Genomic DNA, 18,440 nt, shown 5'->3' on the forward strand with positions numbered 1-18,440 from the left:
CCAGTAAGGGCCAATAGCGAGCAGCCTGGATCGTCCGTCCGCGTCAAGGGCACTTGTCAAGATCAAGAACGCTGCCGGCGCGGGGCCGGAACTTACAGGAGAGATATCAATGTTCAGGAAGATGGTTTTCGGTGCCGTTTCGGTGCTCGCCATGGCCACCAGCATGGCCCATGCCGCCGACATGAAGGAATTTCGCGTCGGCATTCTCGGCGGTGAAAACGAAACCGACCGGCTGCGCAACTACCAGTGCCTGGCCGATCACCTGAAGGCAGAGTTTGGCTTCGAGAAGGTTTCGCTGTTCCCCGCCGCTGACTATGACGGCGTCATCCAGGGCCTGCTCGGCGGCACGCTCGACTTCGCCGAACTCGGCGCTTCCGGCTACGCCAGCGTCTATCTCAAGGATCCGAAGGCGGTTACCCCGATCCTCACCACCAAGCAGACCGACGGCTCCACCGGCTACTATTCGATCGGGCTGGCGCTGAAGACGTCGGGGATCACCGACATCAAGTCGGCCAAGGGCAAGAAGCTCGGCTATGCCGATCCGGATTCGACCTCCGGCTATCTGATCCCGCTGACCCAGATTCCGAAGACCACCGGCGCCTCGAACGAGACCTACTTCGCGTCGACCCAGTTCAATGGCGGCCACGAAAACAACGTTCTGGCCGTGCGTGACGGTAAGGTAGATGTCGCGGTCGACGATTCCTCGGGCATCGGCGACTTCAAGAACGGCTACACCTCCGGCACCTTCCACAAGGAAGTCGCCAAGGGCGCCGTCGACCCTAACGACTTCGTCGAAGTCTGGCGCTCGGGCCTGATCCCGAACGGCCCGCTTGTCGTGCGCACCGCGATCGGCGATGACATGACCGCCAAGCTGGCGGCCTTCTTCACCGACCTGCCCAAGAAGGACAAGGCTTGCTTCGAAGGCGTCGAAGGCGGCGATTTCACCGGCTACGTTCCGGTGAAGCCGGACTTCTACAGCGTCATCGTCGAAGCCCGTAAGGCAGCCATCGGCGGCTAACGGCGAAATTGCAAAAGGGCGGTACCTCATCAAGTACCGCCCTTTTTGCATCTCCGATCATGACCCTTTCCGTGACAGCCCCCTCCAGTGCCACCCACGAGATGGCCCATGCCTGGCGACGCCAGACGTCGCTGCGCCGGTTGTATACCGTGCTGGGCGTCGGCCTGCTGCTTGCCGCGATACTTTCCAGCATGTGGTTCGCCGACGAAGCCAATGCCGGGCACTTCTTCGACCGGCTGCCGCATATTCTGGATTTCCTGAGCTGGCTGGTGCCCAAGGACTGGAACGACGTCTGGCGGGCGCTGTTCGACATTGCCTCGCCGCATGATACCGGCACCCAGGAATTCAACTTCCCGCTCGGCCGCGTCTACGTCTGGGGCGGTTTCTACATCCCCGAATATTTCGAGCTGATGCTGACCACCGTGAACGTGGCGCTGGTCTCGACCTTCATCGGCTTTGTCTTCGCGGTGCCCTTTTCCTTCATCGCGGCGCGCAACCTGACGCCTCATCCGGCACTGAGGCTAGTGGTCAAGCGCTTCATGGAATTGCTGCGCGCCTTTCCCGAAATCGTCATCGCCGGCCTGTTCGCGGCCATCGTCTCAACCGGTCCAATCGCCGCCATCATCGCCATCGGCCTGCATTCGATCGGCGCACTCGGCAAGCTGTTCTACGAGATCAACGAAAACATCGACATGCGGGCCGAGGAAGGCCTGCGCGCGGTCGGCGCCAACTGGTTCGAGCGGGTTCGCTTTGCCGGCCTGCCGCAGGTGTTGCCCAACTTCATGTCGTACACGCTGCTGCGCGTGGAGATCAACGTCCGCGTCTCGACCATCATCGGCGCCGTTGGCGGCGGCGGCATCGGCGAAGAGCTGAAGCTCTCGATCTCGCGCGGCTTCGGCGCCAAGACGCTGGCACTGGTGCTGCTCCTGTTCACCACCATCTTCATCATCGACCAGTTTTCCGCCTGGCTTCGTCGCAAGCTGGTCGGCGAACAAGCCTTTCTGATGGGGACGTAAATCATGGCGACCATGACCGCCGAGGAGATGCTGTCGATCGAGGCGCGCCACCCGCAGGTGTTCCGGCGCCCGGCATACAAGCGCTTCGGTCCGCTCCTGCTGTTCGTCGGCACTCTCCTCTATCTGATCTATGCCTTGTGGTTCTTCAGCCTGCCGCAGGTGCTGCGGGAATCGCACTGGGAGCGCCTGCCGCTCTTCTTGACACAATGGATCAGCTACGATCTCCAGCCGGAATTCCGTCTCGACCAGCCGGAGATCACGCCCAAATACCCGCGCTTTTCCGCGCTGGGCGACAACCCGAATCCCGACTGGGTGGTCAGGAATCCGGACGGCACCTTCACCGTGCTGATCGACGGGCCGGCAAAATCCGTCACCTTCGACAAGACGCAGGCGACGATCGTCACCAACGGCCAGACCGTGCCTGTTTCGCTGACCAGCGGCAAGCCGGTGGTCACGGGTGCCGTACCGGACTGGATCACCGCCCATGACGACGAGGTGGTGGCCAAGATGGGCTTCGTCGGCGAGGTGCGCGTCACTGTCGACCGCGTCAAGGTGCGCAAGCGCTTCCTCGGCTGGGCGAACTTCGTCTTCGACACGCGCTCGCCCTTCTTCGGCAAATCAGCGCGGGAAGTGATCTCGCTGATCATCTCGGGACCAGAGCTGAAACCAGGTACCACCAACCTTGCTCTTGCCGGCGACAACATCTGGAACAACGCCCAGTGGCAGCACGGCGATGTCTGGACGAAGCTCCTGCAGACCATTGTCATGGCCTTCCTCGGCACGCTGCTCGGCGGCATCGTCGCCTTCCCCCTTGCCTTCTTCGCGGCGCGCAACATCACGCCGAGTGGCATGCTCGGCCAAGTGCTCAAGCGCTTCTTCGACTTCATGCGCTCGGTCGACATGCTGATCTGGGCGCTGTTCTTCACCCGCGCCTTCGGCCCCGGCCCGCTGGCGGGAAGTGCAGCGATTTTCTTCACCGAGATCGGCACCCTCGGCAAAGTCTATTCGGAAGGCCTGGAGAACATCGACGACAAGCCGCGCGAAGGCGTGCTCTCGACCGGCGCCAACGGCATCCTGGTGCAGCGCTACGGCGTGATGCCCGAAGTGATCCCGGTCTTCATCAGCCAGACGCTCTACCAGTGGGAATCCAACACCCGCGGCGCCACCATCATCGGCGCCGTCGGCGCCGGCGGCATCGGCCTGAAACTGTGGGAAGCGATGCGCACCAATTCCAACTGGGCCAACGTGTTCTACATGGTGCTGCTAATCCTCCTCGTCGTCTTCGTTTTCGACAACATATCCAACTTCCTGCGCCGCCGGCTGAGCCGGACGATCCACGATTACAACAGGATCCAGGCCAGGCAGGGTTAGTGTTGTGACGCAGAAGCGCAAGCATCGTCTCGCCCGGCGCCGAGGGGTCGACCCCCACTCCGTCGAGCTTCGCTCGACACCTCTCCCCCGGTCGACGGGGTAGAGGAAAGGCACCAGACTGTCCGATCCGCGCTTGTCCCCGAAGGCCGAGGCTTCTCTTCGTGTCCCGGCGCCACCAAGCCCCTTCCTCTCCCTCCGGAGGGGGAGAGGTGGCTCGGCGAAGCCGAGACGGAGTGGGGGAACCACCTGGCAAGCGACGCGAACACAAATAGAAAATGGACCAGGCGTAGGGCGCCTAAGCCGCCTTCCTCCACCCGTCCCTGATATGCCTGTACCCATCGCGATAGACGGCTTCCGGCGTCTCGGAAAAATCCCTCCACACCTTGGTCGCCGCCGCCAGATCCTTCAGCGAGCGACCGAACGCTTCGATCGTCAGCCAGTCGTCATAGCCGCTCTTGCGAATGGCGGAAAAAGTTTCCTTCCACGGAATGTTGCCACGCCCCGGCACGCCGCGATCGTTCTCCGATATATGGATATGCACGACATTGCCCCGGTGCTTCGTATAGGCGCCGATCGGGTCGGCTTCCTCGATATTGGCGTGGAACGTGTCGTACATTGCCCTGATGTGCGGCCGGTCAATGGCATCGATATGCTCCGACAGGTCGGCCATGGTGTTGAGGAGGTAGCATTCGAAGCGGTTCAGCGCCTCGAGCCCGACAGTGACGTTGCGCTTGCCGGCATGGTCGCCGATGGCACGCTGCGAGGCAATCGAGCGCTTCTTTTCGGCGGCGGTCGGTCCGGACCCGGAAAAGGCGCCGAGCGTCGAATGCAACGGTCCGCTCAGCGTGCGGGCGCCAAGCGCATCGACGCAATCGATGGCCCATTTCATGTAGTCGACACCGGCCTTGCGCGTTGCCGCATCGGCCGAAATCAGGTTCATCGCCGGATCGCCCATGGCTGACACAGCGGTCCGCTCCAGCCCGATACGGTCGAGCAATTCGCCTAGTTTCCTGTAGTCGTCCGGCGTGCCGGCGAAGATCGGGATTTCGACACCGTCGAAGCCGGTTGCCTTGATGTCTCGAAGCAGCGGCTCGTGCTTCTTCGATACCGCCGTCGTCCACAAGAACATGCACATGCCGATCTTCATCGACGCCCTCCCTTTTTGGCGGCCGGCCGATTGCACCGCCGGTGTTCGCCACTCCCCTCATCCGGCCGCTTCGCGGCCACCTTCTCCCGGAGAGGGAGAAGAGATATGCGCCAACGCCTCCTCTCCCCCTCGGGGAGAGGTCGGATTGCCCCGAATTGCCTTTCGCAATTCGGTTGGCTATCCGGGTGAGGGCCCTCGTTACTCGGCGCCTCTTACAGCTTGGTCCAGGCCCCGTTCTTCTTCGACGACTTCACGCAGGCCTCGATGAAGGCCATGCCCTCGACGCCGTCCTGGATGGTCGGGAAGACGACATCCTTTGCTGGCTTGCCACCCTTCTTGCGTGCCGCGCGGATGGCCCGTGCGGCCTCCTGGTAGATGTTGGCGAAGCCTTCGAGGTAACCCTCGGGATGGCCTGACGGAACGCGGCTGACACGGCCCGCCACCGGCAGCGCACCGGCGCCGTTGCGGGTGATCAACTGTTTCGGCTGGCCGAAGGGCGTGTACCAGAGATAGTTGGGATCGGCCTGCACCCATTCCAGCCCGCCCTTCGAACCGTAGATGCGTAGCTTCAGGCCGTTCTCATGCCCGGGCGCCACCTGGCTCGCCCAGATCATGCCCTTGGCCGGATGCGTTTTCCCCGTCGGCTTGAAACGCAGCATGACGTTGACATTGTCGTCGAGCAGCCTGCCCGGCACGAAGGCGTCGAGATCGGCCGACAGGGAGTCGAGTTCGAGCCCGGAGACGAAGCGGGCGAGATTGTAGGCATGGGTGCCGATATCGCCGAGCGCGCCGCCGGCGCCCGCCTGCTTGGGGTCTGAACGCCAAGCAGCCTGCTTCTGGCCGGTGGCGGCGAGGTCCTCGGTCAGCCAGTCCTGCGGATATTCCGACTGCACGATGCGGATGTCGCCGAGCACACCCTTGGCGACCATTTCGCGCGCCTGCCGTACCATCGGATAGGCGGTGTAGTTGTGGGTGAGCACGAACACCTTGCCGGTCTTTTCGACGATCGCCGCAAGCTTTTTCGCCTCGGCCAGGGTCGTTGCCAGCGGCTTGTCGCAGATCACGTGGATGCCTGCTTCCAGGAAGGCCTTGGCCGCCGGCACATGCACGTTGTTGGGAGTGACGATGGCCACCGCCTCGATGCCATCCGAGCGCTTCGCCTCGGCCTTGGCCATTTCGGCGTAGGACGCATAGCTGCGCGAGGGATCGAGCCCCAGTTCGGCGGCCGAGGCTTTCGCACGCCCCGGATCGGCCGACAGGGCGCCGGCGACCAGCACGAAATCATTGTCCATGCGCGCCGCGATCCGGTGCACCGCGCCGATGAATGCGCCCTGCCCGCCGCCGACCATGCCGTAGCGGATCGGGCCGCCTCCCGTTTCCGACTTCGATGCACCAACCATGTCTTTCTCCCTCGTGTGAGATACCCCTCCCCCGAGGGAGAGGGAAAGCCGTGTCAAAATCCCATCATGGCGCGTAGCAGCTTCTTGTCCGTGGTGCCGGCGGCGAAATCGTCGAATGCCTTCTCCGTCACCCGGATGATGTGGTGCTGGATGAAGGGCGCCCCTTCGGCCGCACCATCCTCCGGATGCTTCAGGCAGCATTCCCACTCCAGCACCGCCCAGGAATCGTAATTGTACTGCGTCAGCTTGGAGAAGATGCCGCCGAAATCCACTTGCCCGTCGCCGAGCGAACGGAAGCGGCCGGCGCGGTTCGTCCAGCTCTGGTAACCAGAGTACACGCCCTGCCGTCCAGTCGGATTGAACTCGGCGTCCTTGACGTGGAAAGCCTTGATCCGCTCGTGATAGATGTCGATGAATTCGAGATAATCGAGTTGCTGCAGCAGGAAATGCGAAGGGTCGTAATTGATGTTGCAGCGCTTGTGGCCACCGACTGCGTCGAGGAACATCTCGAAGGTCGCCCCGTCGAACACGTCCTCCGAAGGATGGATTTCGTAGCCGACATCGACACCATTGTCTTCATAGACGTCGAGGATCGGCTTCCAGCGTTTGCCGAGTTCGCCGAAGGCTTCCTCGATCAGTCCGGCGGGGCGCTGCGGAAAGGGATAGAGGTAAGGGAAAGCCAGCGAGCCGGTGAACGACACCGACACATTCAGCCCGAGATTGCGCGATGCCTTGGCACCGAACTTCATCTGTTCGACAGCCCATTCCTGTCTCGCCTTCGGGTTGTTGTGCACCGACGGCGGCGCGAACCCATCCATCTGCGCGTCATAGGCCGGATGCACCGCCACCAATTGCCCCTGCAGATGCGTCGACAGTTCGGTGATCTCGACCCCGGCGTCAGTGCAGATGCCCTTCACCTCATCGCAATAGGCCTTGGAAGACGCCGCCTTCTTGAGGTCGAACAGGCGCGCGTCCCAGGTCGGGATCTGCACGCCCTTGTAGCCGAGGCCGGCGGCCCATTTGGTGATCGACGTCAGCGAATTGAACGGTGCGGCATCACCCGCGAACTGCGCCAGAAACAGTCCAGGGCCCTTCATTGTCGTCGGCATCGGCATCCTCCTCGTTTGTCACGACCAAGCATAGCGCCTGATGAAAGCAGGGCCAGTCACTTTGGTCTTTATCGCGTCGGACGCTCTGCCGACACCGCCATTCTGGTATGACCAAATAAGGCAATCTGGTCAAGCCTTGGAATGCGCCGAAAAGGCACTCCGAAAGCCCAAAATAACGGCACATATTGCAATGTAATCAACAAACTAATTCACCCTGAAAGTTGCGTCGCCACAGTTGTTGCCGTCTCAAGGAATTTGCTGTAGACCTCATTTCAGACCCAATTGGTCTAACCAGTTTGCAGTAAAAGGCTGGGGATCCCTTGGGGAGGAACCCTTGCGTCGTCTTCCGGCGATGCATGTCGCAGGCAAACCATACGGACGAATCTGGGAAGGACAGACCATGCATCTTTCGACGCACAACTGGATGCGCGCGGAACCGCTTGAGACGACGCTGAAGCGCATCAAGAAATTCGGCTATGAGTCGATCGAGATTTCCGGCGAGCCCGCGCAGTACAAGACCAAGGAGACACGGGCGCTGCTGAAGGAGCATGGCATCCGCTGCTGGGGCGCGGTGACCTTGATGCTGGGTGAACGCAACCTCGCCGCCAGGGACCAGGGCCAGCGCGAGCGCTCCGTGCAATACGTCAAGGACGTGCTGACGATGGTCGGCGAACTCGATGGCGAGATCATCACGCTGGTTCCGGCAACCGTCGGCAAGGTGGTCCCGGACGGTACCGAGGAAGAGGAATGGAAGTGGGTGGTCGACGCGACCCGCGAATGTTTCACCCACGCTAAGAAGGTCGGGGTCAAGATCGCCGTCGAACCGCTCAACCGCTTCGAAACCTATCTGTTCAACCGCGGCGCCCAGGCGCTGGCGCTGGCTGACGCGGTCAGCCCCGAATGCGGCGTCTGCCTCGACGCCTACCACATCCACATGGAGGAATTTAACGTGCATGACGCTATCCGCCAGGTCGGAAAGCGCCTGTTCGACTTCCATGTCGCCGACAACAACCGCTTTGCCGCCGGCCTCGGCCAGATCGACTGGCCAAGGATCGTCGCCACCTTGAAGGAAGTCGGCTACGACGGCGCACTGACCAACGAGTTCGTCGCCCCGGTCGACCGCACGCCGGCAGCACCCTATCCCGACATGGTCGAGCGCCATCCGGTCGATATCTCGCCCGAGCAGCTGAAGTTCATCCAGGACCATGGCTCCAGCGTGCTGACCGAGAAATTCTACACCGACCAGATGCGCATCACCGCCGAAACACTGCTGCCGCTGATCAAATAGTCGACTGCCGCTGGGAAATTTGTCCTTCCGCCCCGACCGGCGGCAGGGCTGGGGAAAAATATGCGCATCAAGACAGTCCAGGCCTGGTGGGTCCGCGTGCCGATCGAAGCCGCGAAGCAGCATCGCAGCGACTTCGGCCAGGTGACGACCTTCGACGCCGCCATCCTGCGCGTCGAAACCGATGACGGGCTGGTCGGCTGGGGCGAAGGCAAGAACGCGGCCGGCAGTGCCGGCAGCTACGGCGCACTCGTTCACATGCTGAATCACGAGGTCGGGCCGCAGTTGATCGGCCGCGATCCGGCCGACATCGGAGTCATCTGGGAGATGCTCTACAACGGCGTGCGCCATGAGAGCGCCGCCCGCGCCGGCCACGCCATGCCACAACTGGCGCGGCGTGGCATGAGCGTCGCCGCCATCAGCGCGGTCGACATCGCGCTCTGGGACATCCTGGGCAAGTCGCTGGGCCAGCCGGTCTGGCGGCTCCTCGGCGGCCGCAAGGTCGATCGCATGCAGGCCTATGCCTCGGGCGGCTGGGCCTCCGCCGATTCCATCGGCGAGCAATTGAAATCCTATATCGCCAAAGGCGGCTTCAAGGCGTTGAAGATGCGGGTCGGCGCCATGGACGGCGCGGCACATGTTTCCGCCGCCCGCGTGCGCGCCGCGCGCCAGGCCCTCGGCCCCGACATCGAGCTGATGGTCGACGCCCATGGCACCTATACGGTAGCGGAAGCCAAACGCTTCATCCATCTCGTCAACGACCTCGATCTCGCCTGGTTCGAGGAGCCTGTTATCGCCGACGATAAGCTAGGCATGGCCGAAGTGCGCGCCTCCGGCGCCGTTCCGATCGCCACCGGCGAAAGCGAGGCGACACGCTATGCCTTCCGCGATCTCGCCGTTCTCAAGGCCGCCGACATCTTCCAGCCCGATCCTGCCTTCTGTGGCGGTATCAGCGAGGCGATGAAGATCGGCACCATCGCCAGCGCCTTCAATTTGCGCTTTGCGCCGCATCTGTGGGCCGGCGCGCCCTGCTTCTTCGCCGGGCTGCATGTCTGCGCCGCGTCGCCTTCGAGTTTCACCGTCGAGTATTCGCTCGGCGCCAACCCGATGATCCACGATCTGGTCGAAGAGACTGTCGAAGCCCAGGACGGTATGATAGCGATCCCGGAAAAGCCCGGACTGGGATTCACCGTTTCGGAGCGATTCCTGGAGGCGCACGCGCAACGCAATTGACGATGAAAGAAAAGAACCTTCTCGCGGAACTCGCCGCCTATCTGTTCTCCCACTCGGACAAGGAGAGCGGCCGCACGCCGTCGGAACGCGAGCTGGCCGAGCATTTCGGCGTCAGCCGTGGCCAGATCCGCGAAGCGCTCGCCATCCTCGAGGCCATGCGCATCGTCGAGCGCCGCGCCAAGTCCGGCATCTACATCGACACCAAGCAGGCCAGCGTCGAGGCGCTGGCGCTGTTCGCACGTGCCGGCCTGCCGCTCGATCCCTTGCAGATCTATGAAACGGTCGAGTTGCGCAAGATCCATGAGATCAAGGCCGCCGAGCTTGCCTGCTCGCGCGCCACCGAGGAGAATTTCGAGCGCCTGCGCGAAATCCTCAAAGCCTCGGAAGACCGCATCGCCGCTGGCGAAGGTCTGGCCAAGGAAGACCGCGAGTTTCACCTCGAGATCGTGCGCGCCACCAAGAACAGCGTCTTCCACAACATCTGCAGCGTCTACTATCTGATGGGCGAGCAGCGCCTGCCGATCTATTTCAACGATCCTGAACGCAGCGTGCGCTCGCATGCCGAGCACGTGCAGATCTACGAGGCGCTGCTGCGCCGCGACGGCAATCTCGCCCAGGCGCTGATGAGCGCCCATCTGCAAGGCGCGGAAAGCTATTGGAAGGGCTTGATCGAGGGCGGCATGGCGGCTTCGCCCGCGGGCGCGGCACTCGAAAAGGCCTGACCGTGACCCAGACCGTGCCAAAGATCCTGTCGACGCATCCGCTGCACCCGCGCGCCACGGCCAAGCTGGCTGGCGCCGGTCAGCTGGTCATCGCTTCGGCGCTCGACCCCGGCACATTGACGGGGGAGGCCAAGGATGCCGACATCGTCATCGTGCGCGCGCCGCTGCCGCCGGCGCTGTTCGAGGGTGCATGGAAGCTGAGGGCCGCGATCCGCCATGGCGCCGGGCTCGACATGATCCCGATGGAAGCGGCCGCGGCGGCCGGCGTGCTCGTGGCCAACGTGCCGGCGGTCAATGCCCGCTCGGTGGCCGAGCATGTCATGTTCACCGCGCTTGCACTGCTGCGGCAGTTCCGCCGGGTCGACCGCGACCTGCGCGCCAAGGGCTGGCTGGCCGGACGCGAGCACGCCAATGCCAACATCGAACTCGCCGGCAAGACCATCGGCATTGTTGGTCTCGGCGCCGTCGGGCAGGCGGTCGGCCACATCGCCGCACACGGCTTCGATCTCAAAGTGGTGGCAACGACACGCAGCATGCAGCCGGCGCCGGAAAAGGTCGGCTTCCTGTCGATCGACGCGCTGGTCGAGCAGAGCGACATCATCGTGCTCTGCTGTCCGCTGACGCCGGAAACGCGCGGCCTCATCAGCCGCGAACGCATCGCCCGCATGAAACCCAACGCACTGCTGATCAACGTGTCGCGCGGGCCGGTCGTCGATGACGACGCGCTGATCGAGGCCTTGCGGGGGCGTCGCATCGGCGGCGCCGCGCTCGACGTTTTCCCGACGCAGCCGCTGCCGCCAAACCATCCCTATTTCGGCTTCGACAACGTCATCGTCACCCCGCATATGGCGGGGATTACCGAGGAATCGATGATGCGCATGGGCGTCGGCGCGGCCGGCGAAGCCTTGCTGGTGCTGGCGGGCAAACTGCCGGTCAATCTGCGCAATCCAGAAGTGGTCGATCACTACCGGCGTCGCTTTCCGGCGCAGATATAGCATCGCGGTTTCGCCCCAATTCTCCGCGACGTTGCGAGCCATGTCCGGTCTTCGCCTTGCAGTTCTGATTGTCGCAACTTCGTCCATCTGCACCTTGCCGGCATTCGCAGCGGCCGAGAGCAGCTATGTCTATTGCGACAACGGACTACGCTGCTTCAAGGCGCCCTGCCCGTCGAACAGCGCGCTCGACCTTGCCACCGGCACCATCACCAAGGGCGTGTCGATCGACACCAGCGGATTGCCGCAGGCCGACGAGGCGATAACGGCCCAGTCCGACGTGCTTTATAGCGGAAAGATCGTGGTCAGGGGCTCGATCGAGCACCGCATCCAGACCTTCACCGGCAAGGAATACAGCCTGCCTTGGCTGGTCGCGACCCGCATCGTGCGCACCGCCAAGGACGGCGAACGCAAGCACTGTTCATCGCACTGATCCGTCATCCATGACTCGCTGCCGATCAACCCCCAGCAGCCTCTCCACCGACACGGCGATCCGCAGCAGATGCCGGTCATGGCCATTGCGCGCCACGAGCATCAGCCCCATTGGCAGCGATGGCCCCGGCATCGGCAACGAGATCGCACAAAGGTCGAACTGGTTGGCGACCTGGGTGTTGCGCAGCAGCAGGCCTTCGGTGCGGTCACGCAACTCGGCATCCTCGGCCATGGAAGCGATGGCCGGCGCCGTCACCGGTGTGGCTGGCAACGCCAGCACGTCAACCGATGCCAGCCGCTCATCCATGGCGGCGGCCAGCGCGGTACGGCGGCGGAGCGCCCTGATATAGACCGGCGTCGGCAGCAGCGCCGCCCGCGACAATGGCCCGCTGACATGCGGGTCGACCGGCACGGATGCGCCTGTCGCCAGCCAGTCGGCATGCACTTCCGCGCCCTCCATCGCCGCGATCGATCCGCGCCTGGTGGCCGCGCGTAGATCCGCGATCATGTCGTCGATCGACAGATCCGTAATGTGTGCGCCAGCCTGTTCGATCTTGCCAAGACAATACTCGAAGGCGGATCCAACCTCGCCTTCCGTGTCGCCGAAAAGAACGCCGCGCGGAATGCCGATGCGAAGCCCGGCGAGTGGAATGGCCACCAACTCCTTCAGCGCTTCGCCGGCCATCACCGCGTCGGCGGCGGCGCATATCGAGACGGTTCGGGCAAGCGGTCCGACCGAGTCCAAAGTGCCCGAAAGCGGAAAGGTGCCAGAGAGCGGGACGCGCCGTGCAGTCGGCTTGAAACCGACGACGCCGTTGAGCGCCGCCGGAATGCGGATCGAGCCGCCGGTGTCGGAGCCGATCGAGATGTCGCTCGTCCCCTCGCCCACGGACACGCCGGCGCCCGAGGACGACCCGCCTGGAATGCGGCTGGCATCAACGGCGTTGCCTGGCGTGCCGTAATGCATGTTGTCGCCGATCGCGGTGAAGGCGAACTCGGTCATGTTGGTCTTGCCGATGACGACCGCACCGGCTTGCCGAAGCCGGCTGACGATGGCGGCGTCGCGCTGTGCCGGCGCGGCGGTCTTGCGCATCAGCGACCCGGCCGTGGTCGGCTCGCCGGCGACATCGAACAGGTCCTTGATCGAGACAATGGTGCCGTCGAGCGGGCCGAGTGTCACGCCCACTCTTTTGCGGGCATCGCTGGCGTCAGCCGCGACCCGCGCCGCTTCGGCATAGAGCTTCGTGAAGACCTTCTCGTCGGCCGCACGGTTGGCAAGACGTGACAGGATGATTTCGAGGCGGTCGCGGATTGGTTGCATGTTGGTGTCGGACTCCGCCAGGATGGAACGTCTTGAAGGCAAGCAGCCGTTGGGACTGCAGAAGGGATAACCCGGCCAGCGTGCCTTTGCACCTGCCAGCGACAGGAAGATACTGATGCTGTACAAAGGCAGCTGCCATTGCGGCAAGGTTGCGTTCGAGGTGGAGGGCGAACTTGAGGGCGTCGTGCGCTGCAATTGCTCGATCTGCGCCCGCAAGGGTGCGCTGCTATGGGCCGTGCCACACGACAAGCTTACGCTCGTCGCCTGGGGCGATGACCTCGGCCGCTACACATTCGGCGAAACGAAGATAGCGCACCGCTTCTGCCGAACCTGCGGCATCCATCCTTTTGCCGAGGACACCAGCGAAGGCGGCGAACGCAGCGCCTACATCAACATCAATTGCGTCATCGGTCCCGACCCGTCCACCTTGTCGATCTTCGAGTTCGACGGGCGGGCCGTCTAAGCTTCCCATCATCCCCTATCGGTGGCCGTTGCGAGAGACTATTCGGCCTGTGGGCCGCGCAGGAACACCACGATGGCCGCCAGCAGCGTCGCGGCGCCGCAATAGGCAAACGCGCTGCCGACACCGGCATGGTCGACCAGCAGCCCGCCGAAGACGGCGCCCATCGCAATCGCTCCCTGGAAGGTCGCCACCATCAGGCCACCGGCGCTTTCAGCCTGGTCGGGCGCTGCCCGCACCAGCCAGCTCTGCAGCTCTACCGGCACGCTTGGGACCACTGTGGGGCGAAAGGGCCAAAGGCGATGCCGGAACCTTGCTGAAAGTCCCCGGCAACTGGCGCGCGCCTGTCCACGCGCACACCGCCGACTATCGCGCCGTGGTCATCCAGGGACTATAGGCGCATTGGCAGATGGAAGGCGGTGAAGCGACCAAGGTCGAACTGCCACCTGGCTCCTACTGGACCCAGAAGGCCAATGAGATGCATGACGACGCCTGCCTCTCGAAGACGGAATGCGTGATCCTGCTGATCAACGACACGCCTTACGAGACCTACCTGCCGAAATAGTCGCGCCCTATGATGCGTGCCGCAGGCTGACACCACTGCCCTTGTCGAACAGCACCACCTTGTCGGGATTCCAGGCAAAGCGCACCGGTTGCTCGATCGCGACATCGGTCCTGGCCGGCACCGTGGCGCGAAGCGTTGTATCGCCGACCCGCAGCGTCAGGATCTTTTCCACGCCATGGTTCTCGACGTCGTGGACACGCGCCTCGACCGGTGCGCCGCTTTCCAGATAGACATCCTCCGGACGGATGCCGAAGACGAGCGGGCGACCGTCGGTCGCCGCACTCGCCCCAGCCCCCGTAAAAATTTTGGCCCCCCCCGCGAAGGGCAGCTCGAAATTCAATGGCGCCATCACCGCGCGGCCGTTAACCAGCCTGCCGTCGATGAGGTTCATCGGCGGCGAGCCGACGAAGCTCGCCACATAGGTGTCGCGCGGATTGTTGTAGATCTCGTGCGGCGTGCCGGTCTGGATGATGCGGCCATGGTTGAGCACGCCGACCTTGTCGCCCATCGACATCGCCTCGATCTGGTCGTGGGTCACGAACAGGAAGGTGGCGCCAAGCTGTATCTGCAGGTTCTTCAACTCGGTGCGGAGCGCCTCGCGCAATTTGGCGTCGAGCGCCGACAGCGGTTCGTCCATCAGGAACACGCGCGGCTTGCGCACGATGGCACGGCCGATGGAGACGCGCTGCATCTCGCCGCCGGACAGGCGGTCGGTCTTGCGGTCGAGCAGATGCTCGATCCGCAGCGTGCGGGCGGCGCGGTCGACGCGGTCCTTGATCTCGGCATCCGGCAGCCGGCGGATCTTCGGCTTCAGAGGAAATTCGAGGTTTTCGCGCACCGTATAGCGCGGGTAGAGCGAATATTGCTGCAGCACCAGCGCCACGTCGCGCTCGGCCGCGCCCCAGTCGGCGACGTCGACGCCGTCGATGAAGACCTGCCCCTCGCTCGGCTTCTCCAGGCCGGCAATCAGCCGCAGCGTCGTCGTCTTGCCGGCGCCCGTCTCGCCGAGCAGGACAAAGAATTCGCCATCGGCGATGTCGAGGTCGAGCCCGGTCAAGGCCGTGTGGTTGCCGAAAGTCTTGGAGATGTTCTTGAGCTGGATATGGGCCATCAGAGCCTCACCTCAAGCGACTTGCCGCTTGCCTTGTCGAAGAAATGCGCCTGGGTCGGATCGATTCGGGCAAACACCTTCTCGCCCGGTCCGGCAACGAAGCCGCTCTTCGTGCGGGCCCGCAGCATTTTCGAGCCAACCTTGAGGTCGACGATGTCGAAGGAGCCGAGCGGTTCGACGATCTGCGTCTCGACGGCCATGAAGCCATCGGCCGCGTCACGACGAATGAGGACGCCTTCCGGCCGGATGCCGAGTGCGAGTTGGCCGCTGGCGTGGCCGTTGAGTTTCGACAGCAGCGCCCGCGGAAACTCGAAGCCGGAAGCCGCTCCACCAACGGTGACCGAGGCCGATGACGTTGTTTCGGCAACCGCCGCGTCGGCGACATTCATCACCGGACTGCCGACGAATTGGGCCACGAACAGGTTGGCTGGACGCGAATAGACCTCGTCGGGCGTTCCCACCTGCTGCAGCACGCCCTCATGCATGATGACGATACGATCCGCGAGGCTCATCGCCTCGATCTGGTCGTGCGTGACATAGATGGTGGTCGAGCCCTGCTTGATATGCAGCCGCTTGATCTCGGCTCGCATCTCCTCGCGCAATTTGGCGTCGAGCGCGCCGATCGGCTCATCCATCAGCATCGCCTTCGGCCGCCGCACCAGCGCTCGGCCGATCGCAACGCGCTGCATGTCGCCGCCCGAAAGCGCCGACGGCTTCTTCGCCAGCAGATCCGTTATCTGCAGCGTCTTGGCGACCGAGCGCACTTCCTGGTCGATCTCGCTTTTGCTCTTGCGCGTGGCACGGAGCGGAAAAGCGATGTTCTCATAGACGCTCATATGCGGGTAGAGCGAGAATGACTGGAACACCATGGCGATGTCGCGGTCGGCGGCCTTCAGATGCTGGACCGGCTTGCCGTCGATGAGGATGTCGCCCTCGTCGATGGTTTCCAGTCCGGCGATGGCGCGCAACGTCGTCGTCTTGCCGCAACCGGACTGGCCGAGCAGCACGATGAACTCATTGTCCGCGATCTTGAGGTTGAGGTCCTTGATGACCTGGACGGCACCAAAGAATTTCTGGACGCCGCGAAGCTCGATCTGGGTCAATGCTGTGCTCCCGGATTTCGCGCGTCCCCGGCATGACCGGTGCCGGCCTGTTCCTCGGGGGCGATCTTCGAGGTGATGTTGAAGCCGATCAGCCCGATCAGGATGATGGTCAGGCCGTAGGTGTGCAGGGTCATGTTCCAGGGCTGGCAGAGGGCCACGATGCCGAGCACCATGAGTATCTGCGAACCCGGTTCCAGATATTTCTGATTGATGGCGCGAAAGCTCATTTGCGGATCGCTCCGAAGGACATGCCGCGCAGCAGATGGTTGCGGAGCAGGAAGGTGAAGATGGCGACCGGCAGCAGGAACAGGAAGGTGCCGGCGGCTATCACCGTCCAGTCCGGCAGGCCCGAGCCGACCTGGCTCGGGATGAACGGCGGCGCCGTCTGGGCGCGGCGGTTGGTCATGATCAGCGCGAAGGCGTATTCGTTCCACGCCGTGATGAAGCAGAAGACGGCGGTGGCGGCGATACCGGTGGCGGCCTCCGGCAGCACGATCTTGAAGAAGGCTTCCATGCGTGTATAGCCGTCCACCAGTGCCGCCTCCTCATATTCCTTCGGGATTTCATCCATGAAACCCTTCATCAGCCACACCGAGAAGGACAGGTTGAAGGCGGTGTAGAGAATGATCAGCCCGACGTGGGTATCGTTGAGGCCGACCGCGCGGTACATCAGGAACATCGGGATCGCGACCACCACCGGTGGCAGCATGCGTGTCGACAGGATGAAGAAGAGCAGGTCCGCCTCCCCCTTTACCCTGAAGCGCGAGAAGCCATACGCGGTGAACGTGCCCATGCCGACGGCCAGCACCGTCGAGGTGATGGCGATGATCAGCGAGTTCAGGAAGCGGCTCGGATAGCCCGACCACTGCACCTGGCCCTTGCCGTCGCGCACGATCTTTTCGCCACCGTCGAAGACGACGCGCTCCCACCATGGGGCCGCCGCGTACTCTTCCGGCGACGGCGGACTGCGCAATTGAGAGCGCTTGGTGAACAGCTTCACGAACGGCGATATCTCCGGCTGGAAGACGACGGTCGGCGGAATTGTGGTGGCAAGATTGCGCGGCTTGAACGCCGTCGAGGCGATCCAGTAGATCGGCGCCAGGAAGATGATCGTCACCAGCAGCACGGCGACTATGGCGACGCGGTTGAAGGTGATTTCGGAAGAAGTGCGGACGGCGGCCATCTCAGCGCTCCTTCACCTTGTTGAGATATTTGACGTAGATGTTGGTGATCGCCAGCACCATGATCAGCACGATGTAGGCCATCGCACAGGAGCGCCCGGTCTGCCATTCCTGGAACGCCATCTTGTAGAGCCGGATGGAGATCAGCTCCGCCGTCGGTTGGCTGGTCAGGATGTAGGCGAGATCGAAGGTCTTGAAGGCTTCCATGGTGCGGAAGATGACGGCGATCATCAGGATCGGCGCGACCAGCGGCAGGGTGATGCGGAAGAACGTGTAGAACGGCCCGGCGCGGTCGATCGCGGCGGCCTCATAGAGATGCTTCGGCACCGCCGACAGCCCGGCCAGCGACAGCAGCATGACGAAGGGCGACCACATCCAGATGTCGGTCAACGCAACAGCGTAGAGCGCCATCTTGGGGTCGGCCAGCCACTCGAAATTGCCGAGCCCGAGCGCATAGTTGATAACCCCCCATGACGGGTCGTAAAGCAGTTTCCAGAACAGCCCGACCACCGCCATCGACAGCATCATCGGCAGCAGCAGCAGCGTGGTGATAAGACCCTTGAGCGGAATGTCCCGGTTGAGCAGCATCGCCACGCCGAAGCCGACAAGCAGCTGTCCGACGACCGAGACAATCACGTATTTCGCCGTGATGGCGAAGTTCGACCAGACATAAGGGTCGTTGAGCAGGTCGCGATAATTCTGCAGCCCGACGAAATTCGCCGGCGCGTTGGTCGACGCGCGGAAGTCGGTGAAGGAATAGCCGAGCGAGTAGATCAGCGGAAAAATGTTGAAGACGATCAGGAACAGAACCGTCGGGATGATGAAGAGATTGCGGATGGAGATATCGCTTAGGCCGCGTGCCGCGGCGCGCGAGGATCTGTCGAGGGTGGTGATCATCGTGGTCGCCAAGACCCTGCTCCCGGTTCAAGAAAAAGAAACGGAGGAGGCGACACCGCCCCCTCCGCGGGACATGA

General features: G+C 63.2%; 18 protein-coding genes and 2 pseudogenes. 10 read left to right on the plus strand and 10 right to left on the minus strand.

What is annotated here, in order from left to right:
- Positions 1 to 109 precede the first annotated feature (109 nt).
- The 3 genes from phnD to phnE (LB524_RS18370) are packed head-to-tail and all read left to right on the plus strand — an operon-like array spanning position 110 to position 3,405.
- A complete protein-coding gene (gene phnD, locus LB524_RS18360) occupies positions 110 to 1,018 on the plus strand; it encodes a phosphonate ABC transporter substrate-binding protein (RefSeq protein ID WP_015315649.1) in 909 nt (302 codons plus the stop codon).
- A gap of 59 nt (positions 1,019 to 1,077) precedes the next feature.
- On the plus strand, positions 1,078 to 2,034 hold the full coding sequence (phnE, locus tag LB524_RS18365) for a phosphonate ABC transporter, permease protein PhnE (RefSeq protein WP_224528990.1): 957 nt from the start codon (positions 1,078 to 1,080) through the stop codon (positions 2,032 to 2,034).
- A gap of 3 nt (positions 2,035 to 2,037) precedes the next feature.
- Entirely contained in the window at positions 2,038 to 3,405 is a 1,368-nt protein-coding gene (phnE, locus tag LB524_RS18370; protein WP_224528991.1) for a phosphonate ABC transporter, permease protein PhnE, read from the plus strand.
- Positions 3,406 to 3,700: 295 nt separating this feature from the next.
- On the opposite strand, the gene LB524_RS18375 is transcribed toward phnE (LB524_RS18370), so the two are convergent.
- The 3 genes from LB524_RS18375 to LB524_RS18385 form a co-directional block, all read right to left on the minus strand.
- Positions 3,701 to 4,552 carry a sugar phosphate isomerase/epimerase family protein gene (locus LB524_RS18375; RefSeq protein WP_224528992.1) on the minus strand — a complete coding sequence of 284 codons (852 nt, stop codon included), beginning with the start codon at positions 4,550 to 4,552 and terminating at the stop codon, positions 3,701 to 3,703.
- A 212-nt stretch (positions 4,553 to 4,764) separates the two neighbouring features.
- The gene (locus LB524_RS18380; protein WP_224529004.1) at positions 4,765 to 5,952 is read right to left on the minus strand and encodes a Gfo/Idh/MocA family protein; all 1,188 of its coding nucleotides are present in this window, start codon (positions 5,950 to 5,952) and stop codon (positions 4,765 to 4,767) included.
- A 53-nt stretch (positions 5,953 to 6,005) separates the two neighbouring features.
- Positions 6,006 to 7,061, minus strand: a complete 1,056-nt coding sequence (locus tag LB524_RS18385) for a sugar phosphate isomerase/epimerase family protein (protein ID WP_140661665.1) — start codon at positions 7,059 to 7,061, stop codon at positions 6,006 to 6,008.
- A gap of 400 nt (positions 7,062 to 7,461) precedes the next feature.
- Here LB524_RS18385 and LB524_RS18390 point away from each other — a divergent pair, with 400 nt between their 5' ends.
- The 5 genes from LB524_RS18390 to LB524_RS18410 are packed head-to-tail and all read left to right on the plus strand — an operon-like array spanning position 7,462 to position 11,726.
- On the plus strand, positions 7,462 to 8,349 hold the full coding sequence (locus tag LB524_RS18390; RefSeq protein WP_015315643.1) for a sugar phosphate isomerase/epimerase family protein: 888 nt from the start codon (positions 7,462 to 7,464) through the stop codon (positions 8,347 to 8,349).
- A gap of 60 nt (positions 8,350 to 8,409) precedes the next feature.
- Positions 8,410 to 9,579, plus strand: coding sequence for a mandelate racemase/muconate lactonizing enzyme family protein (locus LB524_RS18395; RefSeq protein WP_015315642.1), 1,170 nt, complete (start codon positions 8,410 to 8,412; stop codon positions 9,577 to 9,579).
- Between the two features lie 2 nt (positions 9,580 to 9,581).
- Complete coding sequence (locus LB524_RS18400) at positions 9,582 to 10,301, plus strand: FadR/GntR family transcriptional regulator (RefSeq protein ID WP_015315641.1); 720 nt, start codon at positions 9,582 to 9,584, stop codon at positions 10,299 to 10,301.
- Positions 10,302 to 10,303: 2 nt separating this feature from the next.
- The gene (locus LB524_RS18405; RefSeq protein WP_224529007.1) at positions 10,304 to 11,296 is read left to right on the plus strand and encodes a hydroxyacid dehydrogenase; all 993 of its coding nucleotides are present in this window, start codon (positions 10,304 to 10,306) and stop codon (positions 11,294 to 11,296) included.
- A gap of 40 nt (positions 11,297 to 11,336) precedes the next feature.
- On the plus strand, positions 11,337 to 11,726 hold the full coding sequence (locus LB524_RS18410; RefSeq protein ID WP_224529009.1) for a hypothetical protein: 390 nt from the start codon (positions 11,337 to 11,339) through the stop codon (positions 11,724 to 11,726).
- Here the strand turns inward: LB524_RS18410 and LB524_RS18415 are convergent.
- Positions 11,715 to 13,046 carry an amidase gene (locus tag LB524_RS18415; protein ID WP_224529010.1) on the minus strand — a complete coding sequence of 444 codons (1,332 nt, stop codon included), beginning with the start codon at positions 13,044 to 13,046 and terminating at the stop codon, positions 11,715 to 11,717. The genes LB524_RS18410 and LB524_RS18415 overlap by 12 nt on opposite strands.
- A 115-nt stretch (positions 13,047 to 13,161) precedes the next feature.
- Here LB524_RS18415 and LB524_RS18420 point away from each other — a divergent pair, with 115 nt between their 5' ends.
- Complete coding sequence (locus LB524_RS18420; protein WP_015315637.1) at positions 13,162 to 13,509, plus strand: GFA family protein; 348 nt, start codon at positions 13,162 to 13,164, stop codon at positions 13,507 to 13,509.
- Between the two features lie 38 nt (positions 13,510 to 13,547).
- Here LB524_RS18420 and LB524_RS18425 read toward each other — a convergent pair.
- A pseudogene (locus tag LB524_RS18425) lies at positions 13,548 to 13,775 on the minus strand (MFS transporter); the annotation flags it as partial.
- Here LB524_RS18425 and LB524_RS18430 point away from each other — a divergent pair.
- Positions 13,766 to 14,071, plus strand: a pseudogene (locus tag LB524_RS18430) (DUF4437 domain-containing protein); the annotation flags it as partial. The pseudogenes LB524_RS18425 and LB524_RS18430 overlap by 10 nt on opposite strands.
- A gap of 7 nt (positions 14,072 to 14,078) precedes the next feature.
- Here LB524_RS18430 and LB524_RS18435 read toward each other — a convergent pair.
- From LB524_RS18435 to LB524_RS18455, 5 genes are read right to left on the minus strand one after another with little or no spacing between them, the layout of a single operon-like run.
- Positions 14,079 to 15,182, minus strand: a complete 1,104-nt coding sequence (locus tag LB524_RS18435; RefSeq protein WP_224529012.1) for an ABC transporter ATP-binding protein — start codon at positions 15,180 to 15,182, stop codon at positions 14,079 to 14,081.
- Positions 15,182 to 16,285, minus strand: coding sequence for an ABC transporter ATP-binding protein (locus LB524_RS18440; RefSeq protein WP_140618969.1), 1,104 nt, complete (start codon positions 16,283 to 16,285; stop codon positions 15,182 to 15,184). The genes LB524_RS18435 and LB524_RS18440 overlap by 1 nt, the downstream gene beginning before the upstream one ends.
- A complete protein-coding gene (locus LB524_RS18445) occupies positions 16,282 to 16,512 on the minus strand; it encodes a hypothetical protein (RefSeq protein WP_015315634.1) in 231 nt (76 codons plus the stop codon). Before LB524_RS18445 ends, LB524_RS18440 begins: the two co-directional genes overlap by 4 nt.
- Complete coding sequence (locus LB524_RS18450; RefSeq protein WP_140618971.1) at positions 16,509 to 17,468, minus strand: carbohydrate ABC transporter permease; 960 nt, start codon at positions 17,466 to 17,468, stop codon at positions 16,509 to 16,511. Before LB524_RS18450 ends, LB524_RS18445 begins: the two co-directional genes overlap by 4 nt.
- Position 17,469: 1 nt before the next feature.
- Positions 17,470 to 18,375 carry a carbohydrate ABC transporter permease gene (locus LB524_RS18455; RefSeq protein WP_015315632.1) on the minus strand — a complete coding sequence of 302 codons (906 nt, stop codon included), beginning with the start codon at positions 18,373 to 18,375 and terminating at the stop codon, positions 17,470 to 17,472.
- Positions 18,376 to 18,440: the final 65 nt, after the last annotated feature.

Source organism: Mesorhizobium sp. ESP6-5 (genome assembly GCF_020164695.1).
Lineage (GTDB): Bacteria > Pseudomonadota > Alphaproteobacteria > Rhizobiales > Rhizobiaceae > Mesorhizobium > Mesorhizobium australicum.